The organism is Bradyrhizobium sp. USDA 3315 (assembly GCF_054056795.1).
This window is the reverse complement of sequence record NZ_JBSRYP010000001.1, coordinates 6,157,492-6,179,585: the sequence shown is the minus strand read 5'-3', so window position 1 is coordinate 6,179,585 and position 22,094 is coordinate 6,157,492. Positions and strand designations below refer to the sequence as shown.

The following is a 22,094-nucleotide window of genomic DNA, read 5'->3' as shown; positions in this document are numbered from 1 at the left end:
CAGGTTTGAGATTAGCGAAGGGTCAGGCCGCTTCGCCCTTTGAGGCATGAGCCTGAATGACGCGTGCGAGCTTGGCCGCGGGCGCGTTGGAGAGCTGAGCAAGCTTGGTCGCCGGCGCCACGAGGAGGCCAACGATCTTGCCGCGCAGTTCGTCGAGCGACGGCAGTGAGGCAAGCGCCTTCACGCTGTCGACATTCAGGACGGTTTTACCCATCGAGCCGCCGAGGATGACGAACTTCTCGTTCGCCTTGGCGAATTCGATGGCAACCTTTGGCGCCGCAACCGGATCGTTCGAAGTAGCGATCACGGTCGGCCCCTTCAGCAGGGAGCCGATGGCAGCGACGTCAGTGCCTTCAAGAGCAATTTTGGCGAGACGGTTCTTCGAGACCTTCACCGACGCGCCCGCCTGCTTCATCTGCATGCGCAGCTTCTGCATCTGGGCCACGGTGAGGCCGGAATAGTGAGCAACGATCGCAACCGACGTGGTCTTGAAGACCTCGTTAAGTTGTTCGACCGACTCTTTTTTTGCCGCTCGTTCCACAGCAAGCTCTTTCCGGTTGGCGGCCTTTCCGCGAAGGCAGGACCGCCGGGTTGCACCCATCGTCCCGCCCTAAACCTGATCCTTGGGGCGCAAGACCCTTCGGACATGCCGGGCAAGACGACATCTAGAAGCCTGCCCTCCCAAAGCCTTGCGGCCATGGGCTGTCGAGGTTCGAACCAAACCAGCCTCCCGGCCGCGAACTGATCGCGACGTGGAGTGCAAAATCCGGTCTTCACCCGTCTATGCAGGCCATGCGATTAAGCCGTTGAAAACACGAAGTTCTCGCGGGCGCCTGCAGTCTTGGACAGGATCGAGGCACTTCAGCACGCTGAAGGCCCCTGCTCTCATTCCTCTGAAGGCGATGGGTCTCCTTCCTTTCGAGCATCCTTGCGGGCATGCGGAAAGGAATGATCTCCTATCATCTCAGGTTTTCGGATTGCGAGCACGGACATGCCAGCAAGTGCCAGCACGCCCGGAAGGCGCTATGTAGCCGGTCCTGCCCTGCTTGCCAAGAGCAAATTTCAGACCAGTTCGGCGACCTGCCCGGCCCAGCGAAAAATTTCTTCCCGGACGGCGTCACGCTCCAATGCCGCCGCTCGTCTGGGCGCTGGAGGCTCGCATGAAACGATGGATTGCAGGAATTCTCGCCCTCTTCAACCTCGCCAATGGGCTGGTGATGCTGTCGGCCGGTTCCCTCTGGTGGTCGCTGGTGCCCGGCGCCGCCGATACCGGTCCGTTCAACTCTCATTTGGTCCAGGACGTCGGCATTGCCTTCATCGCGGCCGGGCTCGGCCTGGCGGCGCGAGCCTTGTGGCCGGCCTGGTGGCCGGCAGCGGTCGCGGGCGCCGCGTTCCTGGCCGGCCACGGCCTGCTGCATCTCGTGATGATCGCCGGCGGCCACGACCGCCATGCCGCATCCGATCTGGTGGCGGTCGTCCTGCCCGCGGCGCTCGCCCTCTATTCCGCCCTGCGGCATTCTGCAAGGCCGCGGCCAGCGGCGACGTCTCCGCCCTCGCCAACCTGCTGCGCGAGGACGCCATCGCGATCACCGACGGCGGCGGCCGCAAGCTGGCGGCGCTGAAGCCGATCAAGGGGGCAGAGAAGATCGTCCGCTTCATCACCGGCATCGCCGGCAAGAACGCCGGCAGCGAGGTTCGCGTCGAACCGATGATGGTCAATGGCAGCGTGGGCGCGCTGATCTTCCTCGATGGCGAAGTCGACCACACATTGAGCATGGCGATCGACGGCGAGACTGGCCGGATTGCGGCGATCTACATCGTCCGCAACCCGGACAAGCTGCGCCACGCGCCGCGCCGGAGCTGAAGCTCCGGTCAGGGCGCGGTCGTCACCGGATAGGCGAGCGGCTTGCCGGCAAAGAACGCGTCGAGATTGGCCAGCACGCAATCCTGCATCGCGACGTGCGATTCCAGCGTGTGGCCGCCGAGATGCGGCGACAGCACCACATTCGGCAGCGCGGTCAGCGCATCGGGCGCATGTGGCTCCCTCGCGAACACGTCGAGGCCGGCGCCGGCGATCACGCCGTCGGTCAACGCTGCGACCAGCGCCTTCTCGTCGATGACCGAGCCGCGCGCGATGTTGACGACGAACCCGTCGCTGCCGAGCCGGCGCAGGATGTCGGCATTGACCGCATGCTCGGTCTCGGCGCCGGCGCGGACGGCCACCAGCAGCACGCAGCACCAATCGGCGAGCGCCTCCAGCGTCGGAAAGTATTGATAGGGCACGTCCTGCTTCGAGCGGCTGAAATAGCCGACCTCGGTCTCGAAGGCCGCGACGCGGGCGGCGATCTTGCGGCCGATCTCGCCCATGCCGTAGACGCCGACCTTGCGGCCGCGCATGCCGGCCTGCGGCCGCATCATCGGCGACGGCTTTGCACCGGCCCAGTCGCCGCTCCGCACGTAATTGTCAGCCACCAGCAGCCGCCGCACCGACGCCAGCATCAAGGTCACCGCCGTGTCGGCGACGGAGGCCGCATTGGCCCCCGGGCTGTGGCCGACCGCGATGCCGCGCCTGGCGGCCGCGGCGAGATCGACGCCGTCATAACCGGTGCCGTAGCAGACGATTGCGCCGAGCTTCGGCAGCATGTCCATGGCCTCCGTGCCGAGCGCCGTGCCGCCCGCGGTGATCATGGCGCGGATATCGGCGAGCTCGGCCGCCGGGAACGCTTCATCCAATCGCTTGCCCGCCGCGTTCAGCAGCTCATAGCGCTCGCCGAAGCGGATCAGCTGGGCCTTGGGAAAGCGTGAATAGACCAGGACCTTATCGGGCATTGTTGTTCTTTCTTGCGAGAGGCTTCAGATCTTGTCTTGGCGCGTTTTCTTCACGCGAACCGGTAGCCACTTCGCTCGAAAACGCTTTGGCAAAACAAAGGGCGGAACCGGTTGCCCGGTCCCGCCCCTCTTTATCTCGTCACGGCCAGAGACCTCAGCCGAGGATTGTGCCCGGCTCGACCTTCACGCCCGGGCCCATGGTGGAGGAAACCGCCACGCGCTGGATGTAGGTGCCCTTGGAGCCCGCCGGCTTCGCCTTGGAGACCGCGTCCGCGAGCGCCTTGACGTTCTCGACCAGCTTGTCCTCGGAGAACGAGGCCTTGCCGATGCCGGCCTGCACGATGCCGGCCTTCTCGACGCGGAACTCGACCGAGCCGCCCTTGGCGCCCTTCACGGCGTTGGTGACGTCCATGGTCACGGTGCCGATCTTCGGGTTCGGCATCATGCCGCGCGGACCGAGCACCTTACCGAGGCGGCCGACCAGGGGCATCATGTCGGGCGTGGCGATACAACGATCGAAATCGATCGCGCCGCCCTGCACCTTCTCGACCAGGTCTTCCGCACCGACGACGTCGGCACCGGCGGCCTTGGCTTCCTCAGCCTTGGCGCCGCGCGCGAACACGCCGACACGAAGCGTACGGCCGGTTCCGTTCGGCAGGTTGACGACGCCGCGGACCATCTGGTCGGCGTGGCGCGGGTCGACGCCGAGATTGATCGCGATCTCGATCGTCTCGTCGAACTTCGACTTGGCGCGCTCCTTGACCATCTTGATGGCATCCGCGAGCGGATAGAGCTTCTCGCGATCGACGCCCTCGCGGGCCTTCTTCAAACGCTTTCCGATTGACATGGCCCGTTACCCCGCAACTTCCAGACCCATCGAACGGGCAGAGCCCTCGACCATCTTCATGGCCGATTCGATGGTGTCGCAATTCAAGTCCTTCATCTTCTTCTCGGCGATCTCGCGCACTTGCGCCTTGGTCACCTGGCCGGCCTTGTCACGGCCCGGCGCCTTCGATCCGGACTGGATCTTGGCGGCCTGCTTGAGGAAGTAGGACATCGGAGGGGTCTTCATCTCGAAGGTGAAGGACCGGTCCGCATAGATGGTGATGATCACCGGGATCGGGGTGTTCTTCTCTTCCTTCTGGGTCTGCGCGTTGAACGCCTTGCAGAACTCCATGATGTTGAGACCGCGCTGACCAAGCGCGGGGCCGATCGGGGGCGAAGGATTCGCCGCACCGGCCGGGACCTGAAGCTTCAGGTATCCGGTCACTTTCTTTGCCATTTATCACTCCTGTTGTGCCGGACGGGCCGGCGGTTTCAGGTTCCGTGGTTCGGTTGAAGGGGCTGGCGACCGCCTCCTCCCTCCCACGGCCTCTCGACTTGACGCGAGGCATATACCCCGCGCCGTCCGGTCAGACCACCTTTTCGACCTGACCGAATTCCAGTTCCACGGGCGTCGCGCGGCCGAAGATCGACACCGCGACCTTGACGCGCGAGCGCGCCTCGTCGATTTCTTCCACCACGCCGGAGAACGAAGCGAACGGGCCGTCGGCCACGCGTACGTTCTCCCCGATCTCGAACGACACCGACGCCTTCGGACGCTCCACGCCCTCCTGCACCTGGTGCAGGATCCGCATCGCCTCCGCTTCCGAGATCGGCATCGGCTTGTTTTCCGCGCCGAGGAAGCCGGTCACCTTCGGGGTGTTCTTGATCAGATGGAACGCCTCGTCGGTCAGCTTCATCTTCACCAGCACATAGCCCGGGAAGAACTTGCGCTCGGCGTCGATCTTGCGGCCGCGGCGCACCTCTGTGACCTTCTCGGTCGGCACTAGAATCTGCTCGAACAGTTCTTCCAGCCCACGCTGCTTGGCCTGCTCGCGGATCGATTCCTGAACCTTCTTCTCGAAGTTCGAATAGGCGTGGACGATGTACCAGCGCTTGTCCATCAATTGAGTTCCCATGCTCATCAGTGGATGCCCAGTATCAGGGTAATCAGATAGCGGATGATCTGATCTGCGGCGAAGAAGAAGACCGAGGCCAGCGCCACCATCACGAACACCATGATGGTGGTGATGGTCGTCTCGCGGCGCGTCGGCCAGGTGACCTTGGCGGTCTCCGAGCGCACTTCCTGCAGGAATTTGAACGGGCTGAAAGCCATCGTGAGATCCGCGTCCGTCTCCGGACGATTGCAACGTTTCAAGGAATCCGAACAGCCGACCTTGCGGACCCAGCCCTCGTTTGGAAGGTTGAGCCGATAAACGAGCTCGAATGTTCGGGGAATTAGGCCGCGCCGGATATCCGCCATCAAAGCGGGCCGGCTGCGAGTGGCGAGTATCTACTGCGAGACCGGCCAAACGTCAAGGTCGGCGGGGTCGGGTCCGGCTCCCGCCCGGTTCGGGCAGATCGGGCATTGGTCTCTCCAAATCAAGGGCTTAGCCGGCGCCCTGCGATCCCCTGGCGTCCTGGCGGGATCAGCGTCGTTCGTCTCGCCCCTCTAGGCCAGGCCGGGTTTTGGCGGCAGCAGCATCGATACGAGCAGTCCGCTCGGCTCCCGCAGCCTCAACGCGATGCTGCCGCCATGGCGCTTGGCGATATCCTGCGCGATCGATAGCCCCAGCCCGAAGCCCCCCTCCTGCCGGGCGCTGTCGGCCTTGAAGAAGGGCTCGAACACCTTGTCGTGCAGCGCAGGTGGGATGCCCGGACCGTCATCCGCCACCTCGATCTCGATGTGGCCGGCCTCCATGGGGCGAAGCGTCACCGCGACCTTGCTGCCGTGCTTGACCGCATTCTCCACGATATTGGTGACGGCGCGCGACAGCGCGCGGGGCCGGCAGGCATAAGGCAGACGCGCCGGCCCGGCATAGGATACCGCGTGGCCCATGTCGGCGAAGTCCGAACAGATGGTCTGCAGGAAGCTCGGCAGGTCGATGAACGACGCCGCCTCCGAGCGGGCATCCTCGCGCAGATACTCCAGGGTCTCGTTGATCATGCGCGTCATCTTGGCGATATCGCCCAGCATCGCCGGGCGCAGGGTGTCGTCGCCGACGCGCTCGGTGCGCAGCCTGAGCCGGGTCAGCGGCGTCCGCAGGTCATGACTGATGGCGGCGAGCATGCGGGTGCGGTCGTCGAGCAGCGCTGCGATACGTGTGCGCATGTCGTTCAGCGCGTCGGCGACCTGGGCGATCTCGAGCGGACCGCGCCGGCGCAACACCTCGGGAGCCCGCGGCGAGCGGCCGAACGAGGTCGCGGCACGCGCGACATCGGCCAGCGGCGCGATCACCCAACGCACCGCATAGACCGACAGCAGCAGCATCGAGATCAGCACGATGATCGTGCCCCCGGCCAGCGGGCGGAGCAAAGTGGACCAAAGGCCGCCTTTGACCGCAACGTCGGCCATCAGCGCGTGGCCATCGTCGAGTCTCACGATCACCTGTGACGACGAGCCTGCGGGATGGCGCAGATCCTCCATCAATTCAATTCCGGGCTCGGCAGCCAGTTGCCGGAACGCTCGCATGGAAAACGACCGCGTCTCTGCGGCTGTTCGAGGCACCAGTTCGCCCAAGGCGACGCGCCTGACGTCGAGACCGCCGCGCCTGGCTGCGGCCAGCAGTTCATCCGCGTCTGCCGGCGTCTTCGTGGAACGCACAAGCTGCGTGAGCTCCGCGACCCGCCCGGCAAGAAACTTCTGCGTGTCGGTGATCGAGGGAGAATCGAACAGAAAAATGATGGTCACCGCCGCGAGCGTGATGCCGATCAGTTCCGAGAGCGCGACGAGGCTCATGAGTTGCGCAGCAGCGACGCTGCGCGGCATCAGCCGCTGCGCCCATCCCATCATATCTGCTCGACCGCAGGCGTGAAGAGGTAGCCGCCGAGCCGCACCGTCTTGATCATCGAGCGGTCCTTCGGATCCGGTTCGATCTTCTGCCTGATGCGGCTGATATGAACGTCGACGCTGCGCTCGACTGAGGCGATCAGGCCGCCGAAGGCCTGCTCGATCAATTGCTCGCGTGACAGCACCTGCCCAGGATTGCGGCAGAACGCCAGCAGCAGATCGAACTCGGCACCGGTCAGCGTGATCCGGACGCCCGCGGGGTCATGCAGCTCACGGGTGGTGGGGTTGATGCGCCATCCGGCAAAGGTCAGCGGACGCGGCCGTGACCGCGACGTGGCGCCGCTCTCGACGCGGCGCAGCAGCGCCCGGATGCGGGCGACCAGTTCGCGCGAATTGAACGGCTTGGTGACGTAGTCATCGGCACCGAGCTCGAGGCCGAGGATGCGGTCGATGTCCTCGCCCCGCGCGGTGACCATGATGATCGGAATCGAAGACGACATGCGCAGGCGCCGGCAGATGCTCAGCCCATCCTCGCCCGGCAGCATCACGTCGAGTACGACGAGATCAAAGCTCTCGCGCTTGAGCAGCGCATCCATCTCCACGGCCGAGCCGACCAGCACCGGCCTGAAGCCGTTGTCCTCAAGCACCTCGGCCAGCATGCGCGCGATATCGGCATCGTCCTCGACGCAGAGGATGCGTGCGTTGGTGACGGGGAAAGCCACGAGGTCGTATTCCAGGATTTGCATCACGGCATTTTAGAGGCCTCGGCCCCGGATGCGCAGTGCGCAAATATAGCGTTTTGTTAAGCCTGCACGGCCAAATGTGGCTCAAATAGGTCGCGCGGTTTCGCGAGCTACATCTGACTTAATATCTCTTAATCCCGACCCGGGCGGCCCTGCCCTATCGTGACGTGCGATCGTTCGTGGGGTGAGCGGTCGTTCGAGGGGTACATGAGAATCGAATTTCTGCCGGGCGCTGCGGTTGTGGTGGCGTTGTTGTCGGGCTGTGCCAGCGCACCGATGACGCGGGGCGGGTCACTGGCATCCTACGACAATCTCACGCCGTCCGACGGCGTGCTGGCGAAATCGCTGGTTCGCGTCAACAAGGACGAGGTCCTCGCTGCGAAGACGGTGCGGATCGTCCCGACGACCTTCTCGCAGGCAGCGTCGCCGACGCTGTCCCAGGAGCAGCGGCACCTGGTGGCCAACGCGATCGATCGTTCGCTGTGCGTCGGCCTAAGCGAGCGGCTTCAGGTCGTTGGTGCCGATCAGCCTGCGGATCTGTCCGTGCACGCGCTTGTCACCCAGGCGGCGCCCACCGACGAGGTCGCGGCGGGCACTTCCAAGGTGGTCAGCTTCCTGCCGAGCGCGCTCGGCGCAGGCGTGCCGGTGCCGGTGCCGCGGTTGCCAGTCGGGCTTGGCAGCCTGACCGTCGAAGCCGAGGTGCGCGATCAGGCCAGCCGCCAGCAGGCGGCGATGATCTGGGCCCGCGGGGCGAATTCGTTCACCAACTCGCCGATGGTCTCGAGCGCCGGTGACGCCTACGATCTCGCCCCTTCCTTCAGCGACGACTTCAGCAAGCTCGTCGTCACCGGCAGCACGCCATTCGGAAAGGCACCGGAGCTGCCGTCGTTCGACAAGATTGGCGCAACGCTCGGCGGCAAGCCGAAATACGCGGCCTGCGAGGCGTTCGGCCGCAATCCCGGCCTGGTCGGAATGGCCGCCGGCAAGCTCGGCTTGCCGCCGGAATGGTCGGACAAGGCGCCGGCGACAGCTGGCCAATAGACAGCCTAGCCGGCGAAGCTCTTCTGCACCGCCTGGTCGAGCGTGGCGCCGCCGAGATAGCGCTGGCGCAGCTCGCGCTTGAGCAGCTTGCCGCTCGGATTCTTCGGCAAGGCATCCACGAAGATGACCTGCTTCGGCACCTTGAAATGGGCCATCGACGCCGCGCAATGCTTGATGACGGCGTCGGCATCGAGGCTCTGGCCGGCCTTGACCACGACGATCGCGGTCACCGCCTCGATCCAGCGCGGATCAGGCAGCCCGACCACCGCGACCTCCGACACCGAAGGCAACCGGTAGATCATCTCCTCGACCTCGCGGCTCGCGACATTCTCGCCGCCGCTCTTGATCATGTCCTTCACGCGATCGACGACGGTGATGTAGCCGTCGGCATCGATGGTCGCGAGATCGCCGGAATGAAACCAGCCGCCGGCGAACGCGGCCGCAGTCTTGACCGGATCGTTGTAATAGCCTGACAACAGATGCGGCGAGCGATGCACGATCTCGCCGACCTCCCCCACCCCGACGTCGGTCATATCAGGCCTGACCACCCGCGTCTCGACATTGATCGCGGGCTTGCCGGCCGAGCCGGCCTTCGGCAGCTGGTCCTCCGGCGACAGCACGGTCGCGAGCGGTGCGATCTCGGTCTGGCCGTAGAAATTCCAGAACTTCACGTCGGGCAGCCGGCGCTGCAACTCGAGCAGCACCTCGACCGGCATGATCGAAGCGCCGTAATAGCCCTTGCGCAGGGTCGACAGGTCGGTGCGGTCGAACGCGCCCGAGCGCAGCATCGCGATCCAGATCGTCGGCGGAGCGAAGAACGAATTGATCTTGTGGGCCGCGATCAGCGCCAGGACATTGTCAGGCACCGGCTTGCCGGTAATGAGGCTGGTGGCGCCGAGATAGATCGCGGGCCCCAGAAAGACGTCGAGCTGCGCACAGTGATAGAGCGGCAGCGCGTGCAGCACCGTGTCGTCCGTCGCCATGCCGCCGTCGATGATGCAGCTGACATACTGCCACATGACGGCTTCGTGGGTGAGGATCGCGCCCTTCGGCAGCGACTCGGTGCCGCTGGTGTAGATGATCTGCGCGGGATCGAGGCTGTCCACCGACGCCTCCGGCGCCGACGCGTCGCTGTGCAACAGGCTGTCGAACGTCGTGATGCCGTTGGGCGCGGTGGCCGGATCCTCGCCGGGCAGCCAGACCAGGGTCTCGACCGCCGAGCCCTTGGCGGCCGCAGCGTGCGCCGTCTCCACGAAATCGGGGCCGACCGCGAGCAGCCTGGCGCCGGAATTGGCGAGGATGAAATTGATCTCGTCCGGATTGAGCATGAAGTTGATCGGCACCAGGATGGCGCCGATCCGGGCCACCGCAAAGCGTAGCGCGGCGAAGCCGTGCGAGTTGCGCGACAGCACCGCGACGCGATCGCCCTTCGCAACGCCGAGCGCGAGCAAGCCGCGGCCGAGCCGATTGCAGATCGCGTCCATCTCCGCAAAGCTCCAGCTCACCGCGCCGCAGATCAGCGCGGTCTTGCCGGGGTAGCGCTTCGCCGACCGGCGCAGCAGATCGCCGATGCTGTGCTCGCGGGCGCGCTGGATGGTTGCTGCGATGTCTCCGCTCATTTGTCCCTCCCGAATGTGCTTGTTGTCGTTGTCTTCGTCTTGTCTCGGCCGCGCCGTCGCTATTGCCGCGCGGCGTAAGCGTGTTCCATGTAGGTGTGCTCGACCGAGCGATCGAGCGAGGCGATCTTCTCGAAACCGCGCCGCCAGTCCTGCAGGTGCCGCCGCGTCCACAGCACGCCGGCCTCCTTGTCGCGCCGCTTGATCGCGTCGAGCAGATGATGGTGCGCCTCGACCAGCCGCGCGCCGCCCTCAGGCACGCCGCCCACGATCATCTCGGTGGTCGGAAAGAACAGTTGCGCGGCGGGCTCGCGCGCCAGCTGCAGCACGCGGTTCTGCGAGGCCTTGGCCATCAGCACATGGAATTCCGCATCGAGCTCGGCAAGCGCAGCGGGATTGCCGACGACAGCTGCGCTGCGCTCGAGATTGCCGGCGAGCTCGGCGATGTTCTCCTCGGTCGCGCGCTCCACCGCGCCCTCGACGCTCGCGACCTCCAGCGTCATCGAGGTCTCGAACAATTCGCGGAACGTCACCTCGTGCAGGATCAGCGCGCGGGACAGTCGCGTCGCGAGCTTGTTGTAGCGCGGCAGGCAGGCCTGCAGCCGGCGGCTGGAATCGCGGCGGATCAGTCCGCCCTCCTCGAGCACGCGAATGCCTTCGCGCACCGTCGAGCGGTTGACGCCGAACTGCGCAACCAGCTGCTGCTCGGTGCCGATCGGCTCGCCCGGCTTGATCCGCCCGTTGATGATCTCGCGTTCGATCGCGTCGGCGACCTTCTGATAGGCCGGCGCGACATCGATGCGCCGGAACAGCGGCGTGGTGGGCATCTTCAGCTCCCCGGGGCTCCCGATTGTCGTTTGTCGGACAAAGGATAGGCGAAGGCCTTTGGGGCGTCAAATGAGCGATATCCAGCCTGATTGTCGCACCCAGGCGGCCGGAACCCAGGCGGCCGGAATTGACACCGGAACCGGGCAAATGTAGCTTTGTCGGACAAACTGATAAGAGCACCTCGGGGAGGCACACCATCATGAAATCCATCGTCACGAGTCTGTCCGCCGCCGGCCTGATCGCGGCTGTGCTGGCAGGGCCGGCGCTCGCCCAGCAGGCGCCGCTCAAGATCGGCGTGCTCACGGATTTCCAGTCGGTCTATTCGGACATCGGCGGCGCCGGCAATGTCGAGGCCACCAAGATGGCGATCGAGGAGTTCGGCGGGTCGATGTTCGGCAAGCCGATCGAGCTCGTCACCGCCGACGCCCTCAACAAGGCCGACGTCGCCGCCACCATCACCCGCAAATGGTACGAGGCCGAGAATGTCGACATGATCATCGACATGCCGACCTCGGCGACCGCGCTCGCCGGCATGGAGATGTCGAAGCAGTTCGAGAAGATCATGATCGTGACGGATGCGGCGAGCTCCGACATCACCGGCAAGTCCTGCTCGCCCTACACGCTGCACTGGACTTACGACACCTACGCCAACGCCCACACCGTCGGCAGCGCGATCGTGAAGAACGGCGGCGATACCTGGTTCTTCATCACCGCCGACTATCTGTTCGGTCATTCGATCGAACGCGACACCGGCGACGTGGTCCGCGCCGCCGGCGGCAAGGTGCTCGGCAGTGCGCGGCATCCGCTCAACACGCCGGACTTCTCGTCCTTCCTGCTGCAGGCGCAGGCCTCGAAGGCCAAGATCATTGGCATGGCCAATGGCGGCGCCGACACCATCAACACCATCAAGCAGGCCTCCGAATTCGGCATCGTCGCGGGCGGCCAGAACCTCGCCGGCATCGTGATGTTCATCTCGGATATCCACAGCCTCGGGCTCAAGCTCGCGCAGGGCCTGATCATCACCGAGGCCTACTACTGGGACCTCAACGACCGCACCCGCGCCTTCGGCAAGCGCTTCTTCGAGCGCATGAAGCGGATGCCGACGATGAACCAGGCCGCGACCTACAGCGCCACCCTGCACTACCTCAACGCGGTGAAGGCCGCCGGCACCAAGGAGACCAGGCCGGTGCTGGCCAAGATGCGCGCGACCCCGGTCCGCGACGCCTTCACCGACAACGGCGTGGTGCGCGAGGACGGCCGCATGGTGCACTCGATGTTCCTGTTCGAGGTCAAGAAGCCCGAGGAATCGAAGGCGCCGTGGGATTACTACAAGGTGCTCGCCGAAGTGCCCGGCGACCAGGCGTTCCGGCCGCTGAAGGACGGCGGCTGCCCGCTGATCAAGTAGGCAAACATGATCATGGCCGGGGTCCGGGACCTCGGCCAAGACATTCAAATGATTGGGAAAAGGCTGGCAGGAGTGGCAGGGCTCGAACCTGCGACCCCCGGTTTTGGAGACCGGTGCTCTACCAATTGAGCTACACTCCTGCAGGGAACCGGCGTCGCCGCCGGTTCGCGCCGTTTCAAGCACAGGGCATGGCCGGTTTGCAAGGGCGAAGCGGTGAAGCTTCTGTTCATTGCAAAACTTCTGCGCCAGACTTCGGCGATCACCCCGTGTCGGCACCTCGCCGCAAGAATCAAGAACCAGGGAGAGACCATGAACGCCCAAACCGCCACCAAGCACGCCGCCAGCCCGACCACCCCCTCTCTTCCCCTCGCCAAGCCCGAATCGATCGGATTGTCGAGCGCGCGGCTGCAGGCGATGTCCGACACCTTCCGCCGCGAGGTCGACAAGGGAACCGTGCCCGGCGTGACGGTGCTGGTGGCGCGGCGCGGCCAGATCGGCTGGTTCGACGCGATCGGCCGGCAAAGCCCGAGCGCCTCGGCGCCAATGGCCCATGACACGATCTTCCGCATCTTCTCGATGACCAAGCCGATCGTCTCGGTCGGCATCATGCAGCTGCTGGAGGACGGCCACTTCCTGCTCAACGACCCCGTCGCGAAATTCATCCCCGAATTCGCCGAGACCAAGGTCGGCGTCGACAACAACGGCAAGCTCGAGCTGGTACCCGTGCAGCGGCAGATGACGATCCAGGACCTGCTTCGTCACACGTCTGGGCTTACTTATGACCACACCGGCAACGGCCCGGTGCAGCAGCTCTACCAGCAGTCGCGGCTGCGCAGCCGCAAGATCACCAACGCCGAGCACGCCACCCTGCTCGCCGGCATGCCGCTGGTCTGCCAGCCCGGCGCCGAGTGGAACTACAGCCGCTCCACCGACATCCTCGGCCGCATCATCGAGGTCGTCAGCGGCAAGACGCTCGGCGCGTACCTCACTGAGCACATCCTCTCGCCGCTGCAGATGACCGAGACCGCCTTCCACACCGGGGAAGCCAATGCCGGCCGCCTCGCCGAGGCCTTTGCCAACGATCCCTGGACCAACGAGAAGGTGCAGCTGTTCAACATGCTGGAGAAGCCGGCGATGGAATCCGGCGGCGGCGGCCTGGTTTCGACCACGATGGACTATGCCCGCTTCGCGCAGATGCTGCTGAACGGCGGCTCGCTCGACGGCACCAGGATCATCGGCCGCAAGACGCTCGAATTCATGGCCTCCGATCACCTCGGCGCCGGCGTGGCAATCCAGGGCACGTTGGTGTCGCCCGGCCACAGTTTTGGCCTCGGCTTCGCCGTGCGCATGCAGCAGGGCATCGCGCCGTTCTCCGGCTCGGTCGGCCAGTACTTCTGGAGCGGCATGGCCGGCACATTCTTCTGGATCGATCCGAGCGAAGACCTGATCGCGGTCTTCATGATGCAGGGCCCGGGCCAGCGCGAATATACCCGCTCGCTGGTGCGCAACGGGGTGTACGCGGCGGTGGAGTAGTCCGTCATTCCGGGGCGCGAACCTAAGATGCGCAATCGCGCATCGGGGAATCTCGCGCAACAACATCGAGATTCCGGGTTCAGCCCTGCGGGCTGCCCCGGAATGACGAGTGATGCTCAGCTGATCGTCGCGCCGCCGTCGATCACGATGGTCTGGCCGGTCATGAAGTCGCCGGCCCGCGAGCCCATCATCACGGCGGCGCCCGCGATCTCATCCGGCACGCCGATCCGCAGCAGCGGCGAGCGCGCGGTCGAGGCCTTCAGATTGTCCGGATTGTCCCACAGCGCCTTCGCAAAGTCGGTCTTGATCAGGCCCGGCGCGATGCAGTTCACGCGGATATTGTGCTTGCCGTATTCGCAGGCGAGGTTGCGCGCGAGCTGCATGTCGGCGGCCTTGGAGATCGCGTAGGCGCCGAGGATGGTCGAGCCCTTCAGGCCGCCGATCGAGGACACGATGATGATCGAGCCGTCCTTGCGCTCGATCATCTGCGGCACCACCATCGAGATCAGCCAGTTGTTGGCGACGATGTTGTTGTCGAGGATCTTGCGGAACTGATCGTCGGAGATGCCGGCGAGCGGACCGTAGTAAGGATTGGACGCCGCGTTGCAGACCAGCACGTCGATCTTGCCGAAGGCGCGGTTGCTCTCGTCGACCAGGTTCTGCAGATTTTCCTTCGACGAGATGTTTGCCGCGATCGCAACCGCGGTGCCCTTGCCGTAGCTGTCGTTGATCTCCTTCGCCACCTGCTCGCAGACGTCAGCCTTGCGCGAGGAGATCACGACCTTGGCGCCGTGCTCGGCCATGCGCTCGGCGATCGCGCGTCCGATGCCGCGCGTCGAGCCGGTGATGACGGCGACTTTTCCCTTCATGTCGAACAAGGTCATGTTTCTCTCCCTGATGTTAAGTGTTCGTCTTAGCGTCATTCCGGGGCGACGCACCAGCGTCGACCCGGGATCTCGAGATTCCCCGATGCGCAATTGCGCATCTGCGGTCTGGTCCTTCGGACCATCCCGGTATGACGATCACGCAAGCTTGCTCGCCGGCCTGACTTCAGGCCCGGACGGCTGATGCATCGCGGCGTGGCGCGGATCGGCAATCCACGGCTGCTGGTTCACCATCGGCAAGCGCCAGGTCGACAGGCCGGCGCTCGCGATGTGATCGAGCCGCGTCACCGAGATATTATCGATATCGAACGACAGCCCCCTGTCCGGCTGGCCGCCGAGCGCCAGCCCGACCGCGGCCTTGATCACGCCGCCATGGCCGACGGCGATGATATTCCTGCCCGCTTCCGCGGCGGTGATCCGCACAATGGTGCGGCAGACGCGGGTGTAGAGATCCATGTAGCTCTCGCCGCCGGGCGCGGGATCGTTGACGTCGGCGAACCAGGCCGTACCCGGCGGACGACTGGCTAGAAACGCGGCGCGGTTCATACCCTGCCATTGGCCGAGATGCTGCTCGGCGAAGTCGCGTTCCTGCGTCATGCTTTCAGGCTTTGGAAACCCGGCAGCCCAGATCGCGTCCGCAGTCTTGTGTGTGCGCTTCAAATTGCTCGAATACCAGACCGCATCGCGCGGCAGCATCTTGGCGACCGCCTCGAACACCTCGACATCGCCGGTGTCGCAGTCGATATCCTCTTGTCCGTAGATGTTGCCGCCGTCGCTGCGCACCGGCGCGTGACGAACCCACCACCACCGCGTCACCGTCACCTCAGGCTTGTCTGGATTGGACATCGGATGAGCCCTTCAATAGTGTCCCGTCTCGCTGTACGTCACGCCGCACACCGTCTCAAGTGCTTCGGACGTTTGAAATTTTGTTTGAATTCCGTCGCGCGGCAGACGCGCCAAGGACCACCCGAACTAATCACGTGAACAGGGAGAAACTCATGGGCCGCCTCGAAGGCAAATCCGTCATCATCACCGGCGCTGGCAGCGGCATCGGCCGCGCCGCCTCGCTGCTGTTCACCAGGGAAGGCGCCAAGCTGATCGCGGTCGATCGCACCGAGGGCGTCAACGAGACCGCCAAGCTGGTGCGCGATGCCGGCGGCACTGTCGAGGCCGTCACCGCCGATGCCGGCTCGGAGAGCGACGTGAAGGCCTTCATCGAGAAGGCGGTCTCGAAGTACGGCAAGCTCGATGCGATCTGGGCCAATGCCGGCGTCAGCGGCGGTCTCGTCCCACTCGCCGACCAGACCGTCGAACACTGGCAGGAGGTGCTGCGCGTCAATCTGATCGGCCCATTCCTCGCGATCAAGCATTCGATTCCGCATATGACGAAGCAAGGTTCCGGCTCGATCGTCTGCACCGCCTCCGTCGCGGGCCTGAAGTCGGGTGCCAGCGGACATCCCTATGGTGCGAGCAAGGCCGGCGTCATCAGCCTGGTGCAGACCACCGCCTACTCGCTCTCCGGCACCGGCGTGCGCATCAATGCGGTGTGCCCGGGCCTGATCGAAACCGGCATGACCAAGCCGGTGTTCGATCGCGCCAAGGAGCGCGGCACCCAGGACAAGATCGGCCAGCTCAATCCGCTCAAGCGCGCCGGCCAGCCGCACGAGCTCGCCGCGATGGGATTGTTTTTGGCGAGCGATGAAGCGTCCTACGTCAACGGCCAGGCCATCCCGGTCGACGGCGGCCTCACCGCATCGATGCCGTATACGGGCAAGCCGATCTAGCGAGGGCAGTCTCCGTGGTTATCCCGGCTGCGGCCCCGATGGCTCCACATTCACGACCGTCGTCCCGGCGAAGGCCGGGACCCATAACCACAGGGTCGAGTAGTTGAAGAAGGCTGTTGCCCCAGCGTCGCGCATTCATTGGCATTTGGGGTAATGGGTCCCGGCCTTCGCCGGGACGACGCTGGAGATGGTTCGCATTCAAGGTGCCAAACAATGCGGTGTCATCACCTGCGCATACGCATGCGGGCGATCCAGTATTCCAGAGACCTCTGTGCTTGAGCCGAGAGGCCGCGGCGTACTGGATCGCCCGGTCCGAGCCGGGCGATGACAGCCGAGAATGGGGATACAGTTTCGCATTCTCGCGACATGAATCGCCCGAGTCTTGCCTTTCGTTCCGCTCTAGGTCCGCGCAACGCGCGACCCGATGATAAACTCCACGAAACCCATCATCTCACCGCGCGGATATATTCGATGGGTTTCGCTTCGCTCTACCCAACCCATCCCACACGCCTGGACCGCAATAACCGCCGGCAACGGTCCGAATATTGCTTGGCCTCGGCAGGCCAACCAGCTGTTATACTTCGCTGGCAGGATCGCTCGCACACTCGTCATTCCTCGCACAATCCCTCGCAAACGAACAGGCAATGCAAAATCAACGTTCCGACCGCATCCGCAAGCTATTGGCCGACCTCGTCGCGTTCGACACCGTCAGCGACCGCAGCAATCTGCCCCTGATCGACTACATCGAGCGCTACCTCGCCTCGCTTGGCCTCGCGGGGCAACGCATCGTCGATGAAACCGGGCAGAAATCCTCGTTGTGGGTCACTGTCGGCCCTGAGGACAAGGCCGGGCTGGTGCTGTCGGGGCATACCGATGTCGTGCCAGTTGTGGGACAGGACTGGAGCCACAACCCGTTCGAGCTCGTCGAGCGCGACGGCCGGCTGTACGGCCGCGGCACCACCGACATGAAGGGCTTTGTCGCCGTCTGCCTCGCGATGGTTCCCGAGATGCTCGCGGCCGATCTGAAGACGCCGATCAATCTTGCCATCTCCTATGACGAGGAGATCGGTTGCGTCGGCGTACGTCCGATGCTGCGCGAGGTCGCGCGCAAGCCGATCAAGCCGCTCGGTTGTTTCGTCGGCGAGCCGACCCAGATGCAGGTCATCATCGGGCACAAGGGCAAGCACGGCGTGCGCGCCACGTTCCGCGGGCTTGCCCGCCATTCCTCGATTGCGCCCGACGGCGTCAACGCCATCGAATATGCCGCTGACCTGATCACCGAGATCCGCCGCCGCGCCGCGTTGCTGACCGCGGATGCCGAACAAGGCAGCCTCTACGATGTCCCGCACTCGACCCTGCTCACCAGCATCGTGCATGGCGGCGCCGCGCTGAACATCGTGCCCGACCAATGCGTGGTGGAATTCGAGTGCCGCGGCATCGGCATCACCGAGTCGAGAGAGGTGACCGATGCGATCATCGCCTGGGCCAAGGCCGAGATCGAGCCTGACATGCGCAAGCGACATCCCGAATGCGGCATCGAATTCGAGGAGATCCTCGACTACCCCGCGCTCGACACCGCCGCCGACGCCGCCATCGTCACGCTCGCCAAGCAATTTGCCGGCCGCAACGACCACGCCAAGGTCGCCTTCGGCACCGAGGCCAGCTTGTTCGTCAGCATGGCGGACGTGCCGTCCGTTGTGATCGGCCCCGGCTCGATCGCACAGGCGCATACGCCGGATGAGTTCGTCGAGATGTCGCAGCTCGAGGCGTGCGGCGCATTCGTCGCACGGCTGATCGCACATTGCGCCAAGTGATTTGCAAATGATTGCGTAGGATCACGGATGCCTCACAACCCGTCCGGCGGTAGCCCCGGTCCCGTTGCGGCGGGACGGAGCTTGTCGCGCTTGCGCTCGCGGTAGAAGGCATAGAGGCCGGAGGCCACGATGATCGCGGCACCCGCGAGCATCGGACCGTCGGGCTTGTGGCCGAAGGCGAGATAGCCCGTCAGCATCGCCCACGGCAGCGCGGTATAGCGGAACGGCGCCACCGCCGAGATGTCGCCTGTGCGCAGCGACACGATGATGCACTGATAACCGATCAGGATCAGGACCGCGGCCAATATGAGCAGGCCGAGCGCGGTGCCGGACGGCGGCCGCCAGCCGCCGAGCGGGACAAGGACGACAGCACCCGCCGTCGTCACGGTCACGGTGGTGAGCAGCGTGATGAACACGGTCGGCAGCTCTTTCGGGATACGGCGGGTGGCGAGATCGCGCACCGCGCAGAAGCCGACCGACGCCAGCGCCAAGAGTGCAGCCTGGCTAAAGCCTTCCGCACCGGGCCGAACGATGACAAGCACCCCGATGAAGCCGGCCGCGATCGCAAGCCAGCGCCGCCAGCCGACCGGCTCGCCGAACACCAGCGCCGCACCGAGCGTGATGACCAGCGGCAGCGCCTGGAAGATCGCCGAGGCGTTGGCGAGCGGGATCTGCGCGATCGCGGAGAGATAGGTTAGCGTGCCGCCGATCTCGCCAAGGACGCGCAGCCCGACCGGCCAGATCAGCAGCACGCTGAAACTGCGCAGCGCGTCACGGTACCAGGCGAGCGCCGCGACCAGCACCATCGCAACCAGGCCGCGCACCAGCAGGATCTCGCCGATGTTGAGCTCCGCCGACACCGCCTTGGTGATGGTGTCGTTGACCGTGAAGCTGGCCATGGCCGCAGCCATGAACAGGCTGCCGCGAAGATTGGAGGAAAGAGCCAAAATGAAAATGTCCGATCAGGACCAGGGCGGGCGTTGACCGGACTGACTTGCCAAAGCGGCAGCGCGAACTCAAGTCACAGATGGCTACAATGCGGAAACATGCCGCACCTTGCAGCGGCGGCGCGAGCCTTTGGAATCGCGATCGGCCTGCTGCTCCCTCGCGCCGCTCTTGCCGGGTCAAGACGAGCGCAGCTCGCTCTTAGTGGGTTGAGTGAAGGGCTTGCTCCGCACAGACGGCGGCAAACGAGTTGCGGAGACTCCCCCTCACCCGGATCGCACTTCGCTTCGCTGCATGCGATCCGACCTCTCCCCGCAAGCGGGGCGAGGTAAAAAGAAAAGCGGCGCGAGCCCTGTTGGATCGCGCCGCATTCTTGGATCAGGTTGCGCCGGCCTTCTGCGCGTATTCCCATGACGCCTGCGACAGCGGCACGGTGCGCTTGGCCGACTCGAGGGCCTTGGCATTCGCCGCGGTGCCGTCGCGAACCCGGCCCGCGATGCCCTGCGTGATGCCGGCAAGGCGGAACAGGTTGTAGGAGAAATACCAGTTCAGGTCCGGCACCGGGATGCCGGTCACGTCGCAATAGATCTGCGCCGCTTCATCCTGGCTCGGAATGTTCAATGCCTTGAGGTCGGCATTGACGAGGCCCGGCATGGTCCACTGCATCAACAGGTAGGTGAAGTCGGCCATGGGATCGCCGAGCGTCGACAATTCCCAGTCGAGCACCGCCTGCACCCGCGGCTCGGTGGCGTGGAAGATCATGTTGTCGAGGCGATAGTCGCCATGCACGATCGAGACGCGCTTCTGCTCCGGAACGGTTTTCGGCAGCCACTCGGCGAGCTTCTCGAATTCGGGAATGTGCTGCGTTTCGGAGGCGCGGTACTGCTTGGTCCAACGATCGACCTGTCGCGCAAAATAATTGCCGGGCTTGCCGAAATCGCCGAGGCCGATCGCCTCGGGATTGAACAGATGAAGCTTGGCCAGCGTCTCGATCTTGCTGGCGAAGATCTTTCGGCGCGCGTCGGGCTCCTGGGTCGGCAGCGTCGGATCCCAGAACACCCGCCCCTCTTCCATCGACATGATGTAGAAGGCCGAGCCGATCACCGCGTCGTCGGTGCACAGCGCGTAGGCTTTCGCAACCGGGAAATTCTGCTTGCCGAGCGCCGCGATCACGCGGAACTCGCGATCGACCGCATGCGCCGACGGCAATAATTTACCGAACGGCTTGCGCCGCATCACGTAGTTGCGGCCGGGGGTCTCGAGCTTGTAGGTCGGGTTGGACTGGCCACCCTTGAACTGCAGGACCGTGAGCGGCCCCTGATAGCCTTCGACGTGTTCCCTCATCCAGGCGTCGAGACTAGCCTCGTTGATACGATGGCGCTCCTCGACTTCCCTTGTGCCGGAAAATTCTTCGTCTTTCCTGACGCCGTCCGCCACGATGACGCTCCCTCAACTCGATTTTTCAAAGAGCGCGTCGGGGCGCTCCCTCAATCAGGCTGGCACGCCAGCCTGATCTCTCTTTTTCATTCTGAGCACGATGTGCGCGCGAACGCCATGCGTTCCGCATCATGCTCAGTGCGACGTGTTTGCATACTTCCGAAGTTCAAGTCTGGCAATGGCGCGATTGTGCACCTCGTCCGGACCGTCCGCCAGGCGCAGCGTGCGGATGTGGGCATAGGCGCGGGCGAGCCCTGCTTCGTCGGAGACGCCGCCGCCGCCAAAGGCCTGGATCGCCTGGTCGATGATCTTGAGCGCCATGTTGGGAGCTGCGACCTTGATCATCGCGATCTCGGCCTGTGCGGTCTTGTTGCCGACCTTGTCCATCATGTCGGCGGCCTTGAGGCAGAGCAGACGGTTCATCTCGATGTCGGTGCGGGCATCGCCGATGCGCTGCTCCCAGACCGAATGCTCGATGATCTTCTTGCCGAACGCGGTGCGCGAGGCGAGCCGCTTCACCATCTTCTCCAGCGCCTCCTCGGCCTGGCCGATGGTGCGCATGCAGTGATGGATGCGGCCCGGACCGAGACGGCCCTGGGCGATCTCGAAGCCGCGGCCTTCGCCGAGCAGGATGTTTTCCTTCGGCACGCGGACGTTCTCGAGCAGCACCTGGGCGTGGCCGTGCGGCGCATCGTCGAAGCCGAACACCGGCAGCATCTTCTCGACCTTGATGCCGGGGGTATCGAGCGGCACCAGGATCTGCGACTGCTGCTGATGCTTGGCGGCGTTGAAGTCGGTCTTGCCCATCAAGATCGCGATCTTGCAACGAGGATCGCCGACGCCCGACGACCACCATTTGCGGCCATTGATGACGTAGTGATTGCCGTCCTTCTCGATCCGGGTCTCGATGTTGGTGGCGTCGGACGAAGCGACCGCCGGCTCGGTCATCAGGAAGGCGGAGCGGATCTCGCCGTCCATCAGCGGGCGCAGCCATTTGCGCTTCTGCTCCTTGGTGCCGTAGCGGATGAACACTTCCATGTTGCCGGTATCGGGAGCGGAGCAGTTGAACACTTCCGAAGCCCAGGAGATGCGACCCATCTCTTCCGACAGCAGCGCGTATTCGAGATTGGTCAATCCCGCGCCGTGGAATTCATCGTCCTCATGCGAGGACGGCGGCATGAACATGTTCCAGAGGCCTTCGGCCTTCGCCTTCTTCTTCAGATCCTCGAGGATCGGGATCACCTTCCAGCGCGGGCCCTCGGCATCCTGCTTGTCGTAGATCGGCACGGCGGGCCGAACGTGCGTTTTCATGAAGGCCTGAACGCGCTCCAGCCACTCCTTCTGCTTGGGCGACATCGTGAAATCCATGGGACGCTCCTCGTTTCCTAGACTTGGGCCGCTGA

The 22,094-nt window shown here is 64.6% G+C and carries 22 protein-coding genes and 1 tRNA gene; 7 read left to right on the top strand and 16 right to left on the bottom strand.

What is annotated here, in order from left to right; translation table 11 throughout:
* Positions 1-22: 22 nt before the first annotated feature.
* On the bottom strand, positions 23-541 hold the full coding sequence (gene rplJ, locus ACVIYL_RS28790; protein WP_028335452.1) for a 50S ribosomal protein L10: 519 nt from the start codon (positions 539-541) through the stop codon (positions 23-25).
* A 619-nt stretch (positions 542-1,160) separates the two neighbouring features.
* Here rplJ and ACVIYL_RS28785 point away from each other — a divergent pair.
* On the top strand, positions 1,161-1,622 hold the full coding sequence (locus ACVIYL_RS28785; protein WP_456780379.1) for a hypothetical protein: 462 nt from the start codon (positions 1,161-1,163) through the stop codon (positions 1,620-1,622).
* Positions 1,623-1,711: 89 nt separating this feature from the next.
* Positions 1,712-1,864: a hypothetical protein gene (locus tag ACVIYL_RS28780; protein ID WP_456780378.1), complete on the top strand. Its 153-nt coding sequence runs from the start codon at positions 1,712-1,714 to the stop codon at positions 1,862-1,864.
* 8 nt (positions 1,865-1,872) lie between these two features.
* On the opposite strand, the gene ACVIYL_RS28775 is transcribed toward ACVIYL_RS28780, so the two are convergent.
* The 7 genes from ACVIYL_RS28775 to ACVIYL_RS28745 all read right to left on the bottom strand — a co-directional run bounded on the left by ACVIYL_RS28775 (position 1,873) and on the right by ACVIYL_RS28745 (position 7,407).
* Positions 1,873-2,829 carry a 2-hydroxyacid dehydrogenase gene (locus ACVIYL_RS28775; protein WP_456780377.1) on the bottom strand — a complete coding sequence of 319 codons (957 nt, stop codon included), beginning with the start codon at positions 2,827-2,829 and terminating at the stop codon, positions 1,873-1,875.
* 154 nt (positions 2,830-2,983) lie between these two features.
* The gene (rplA, locus tag ACVIYL_RS28770) at positions 2,984-3,676 is read right to left on the bottom strand and encodes a 50S ribosomal protein L1 (RefSeq protein WP_018272150.1); all 693 of its coding nucleotides are present in this window, start codon (positions 3,674-3,676) and stop codon (positions 2,984-2,986) included.
* Between the two features lie 6 nt (positions 3,677-3,682).
* Positions 3,683-4,111 (bottom strand): 50S ribosomal protein L11, encoded by a 429-nt coding sequence (gene rplK / locus ACVIYL_RS28765; RefSeq protein ID WP_016840552.1) that lies wholly within the window; start codon positions 4,109-4,111, stop codon positions 3,683-3,685.
* 130 nt (positions 4,112-4,241) lie between these two features.
* Positions 4,242-4,775 carry a transcription termination/antitermination protein NusG gene (nusG, locus tag ACVIYL_RS28760; RefSeq protein WP_021081670.1) on the bottom strand — a complete coding sequence of 178 codons (534 nt, stop codon included), beginning with the start codon at positions 4,773-4,775 and terminating at the stop codon, positions 4,242-4,244.
* Positions 4,776-4,795: 20 nt separating this feature from the next.
* On the bottom strand, positions 4,796-4,987 hold the full coding sequence (gene secE, locus ACVIYL_RS28755; protein ID WP_028335448.1) for a preprotein translocase subunit SecE: 192 nt from the start codon (positions 4,985-4,987) through the stop codon (positions 4,796-4,798).
* A 336-nt stretch (positions 4,988-5,323) separates the two neighbouring features.
* Positions 5,324-6,640, bottom strand: a complete 1,317-nt coding sequence (locus ACVIYL_RS28750; protein WP_456780376.1) for an ATP-binding protein — start codon at positions 6,638-6,640, stop codon at positions 5,324-5,326.
* Between the two features lie 20 nt (positions 6,641-6,660).
* The gene (locus ACVIYL_RS28745) at positions 6,661-7,407 is read right to left on the bottom strand and encodes a response regulator (protein ID WP_057019557.1); all 747 of its coding nucleotides are present in this window, start codon (positions 7,405-7,407) and stop codon (positions 6,661-6,663) included.
* Between the two features lie 204 nt (positions 7,408-7,611).
* On the opposite strand from ACVIYL_RS28745, the gene ACVIYL_RS28740 reads away from it, so the two are divergent.
* Positions 7,612-8,445: a DUF3313 domain-containing protein gene (locus tag ACVIYL_RS28740; RefSeq protein WP_456780375.1), complete on the top strand. Its 834-nt coding sequence runs from the start codon at positions 7,612-7,614 to the stop codon at positions 8,443-8,445.
* A gap of 5 nt (positions 8,446-8,450) precedes the next feature.
* Here ACVIYL_RS28740 and ACVIYL_RS28735 read toward each other — a convergent pair whose 3' ends face one another.
* Both ACVIYL_RS28735 and ACVIYL_RS28730 read right to left on the bottom strand, forming a co-directional pair.
* The gene (locus ACVIYL_RS28735) at positions 8,451-10,064 is read right to left on the bottom strand and encodes an acyl-CoA synthetase (RefSeq protein WP_253608202.1); all 1,614 of its coding nucleotides are present in this window, start codon (positions 10,062-10,064) and stop codon (positions 8,451-8,453) included.
* Positions 10,065-10,123: 59 nt separating this feature from the next.
* A complete protein-coding gene (locus ACVIYL_RS28730) occupies positions 10,124-10,888 on the bottom strand; it encodes a FadR/GntR family transcriptional regulator (protein WP_018272155.1) in 765 nt (254 codons plus the stop codon).
* A 200-nt stretch (positions 10,889-11,088) separates the two neighbouring features.
* Between ACVIYL_RS28730 and ACVIYL_RS28725 the strand changes: the two genes are divergently transcribed.
* Entirely contained in the window at positions 11,089-12,294 is a 1,206-nt protein-coding gene (locus ACVIYL_RS28725; RefSeq protein ID WP_253608200.1) for an ABC transporter substrate-binding protein, read from the top strand.
* A gap of 64 nt (positions 12,295-12,358) precedes the next feature.
* Here the strand turns inward: ACVIYL_RS28725 and ACVIYL_RS28720 are convergent.
* A tRNA-Trp gene (locus tag ACVIYL_RS28720) sits at positions 12,359-12,434 on the bottom strand.
* A 169-nt stretch (positions 12,435-12,603) separates the two neighbouring features.
* Here ACVIYL_RS28720 and ACVIYL_RS28715 point away from each other — a divergent pair.
* Positions 12,604-13,827: a serine hydrolase domain-containing protein gene (locus ACVIYL_RS28715; RefSeq protein ID WP_456780374.1), complete on the top strand. Its 1,224-nt coding sequence runs from the start codon at positions 12,604-12,606 to the stop codon at positions 13,825-13,827.
* A 116-nt stretch (positions 13,828-13,943) separates the two neighbouring features.
* Here ACVIYL_RS28715 and ACVIYL_RS28710 read toward each other — a convergent pair whose 3' ends face one another.
* Together ACVIYL_RS28710 and ACVIYL_RS28705 are read right to left on the bottom strand one after the other, a co-directional pair.
* Positions 13,944-14,711 (bottom strand): SDR family NAD(P)-dependent oxidoreductase, encoded by a 768-nt coding sequence (locus ACVIYL_RS28710; protein ID WP_026192903.1) that lies wholly within the window; start codon positions 14,709-14,711, stop codon positions 13,944-13,946.
* Positions 14,712-14,849: 138 nt separating this feature from the next.
* On the bottom strand, positions 14,850-15,557 hold the full coding sequence (locus ACVIYL_RS28705; RefSeq protein WP_456780373.1) for a histidine phosphatase family protein: 708 nt from the start codon (positions 15,555-15,557) through the stop codon (positions 14,850-14,852).
* Between the two features lie 152 nt (positions 15,558-15,709).
* Between ACVIYL_RS28705 and ACVIYL_RS28700 the strand changes: the two genes are divergently transcribed.
* Positions 15,710-16,495 (top strand): SDR family NAD(P)-dependent oxidoreductase, encoded by a 786-nt coding sequence (locus ACVIYL_RS28700; RefSeq protein WP_038380474.1) that lies wholly within the window; start codon positions 15,710-15,712, stop codon positions 16,493-16,495.
* Between the two features lie 644 nt (positions 16,496-17,139).
* Positions 17,140-18,309, top strand: coding sequence for an acetylornithine deacetylase (gene argE / locus ACVIYL_RS28695; protein ID WP_253608197.1), 1,170 nt, complete (start codon positions 17,140-17,142; stop codon positions 18,307-18,309).
* Positions 18,310-18,341: 32 nt separating this feature from the next.
* Here argE and ACVIYL_RS28690 read toward each other — a convergent pair whose 3' ends face one another.
* The 3 genes from ACVIYL_RS28690 to ACVIYL_RS28680 form a co-directional block, all read right to left on the bottom strand.
* The gene (locus ACVIYL_RS28690; RefSeq protein ID WP_092082390.1) at positions 18,342-19,256 is read right to left on the bottom strand and encodes a DMT family transporter; all 915 of its coding nucleotides are present in this window, start codon (positions 19,254-19,256) and stop codon (positions 18,342-18,344) included.
* Between the two features lie 376 nt (positions 19,257-19,632).
* Positions 19,633-20,691 (bottom strand): phosphotransferase family protein, encoded by a 1,059-nt coding sequence (locus ACVIYL_RS28685; RefSeq protein ID WP_092082388.1) that lies wholly within the window; start codon positions 20,689-20,691, stop codon positions 19,633-19,635.
* Between the two features lie 135 nt (positions 20,692-20,826).
* A complete protein-coding gene (locus ACVIYL_RS28680; RefSeq protein ID WP_456780372.1) occupies positions 20,827-22,059 on the bottom strand; it encodes an acyl-CoA dehydrogenase family protein in 1,233 nt (410 codons plus the stop codon).
* Positions 22,060-22,094: the final 35 nt, after the last annotated feature.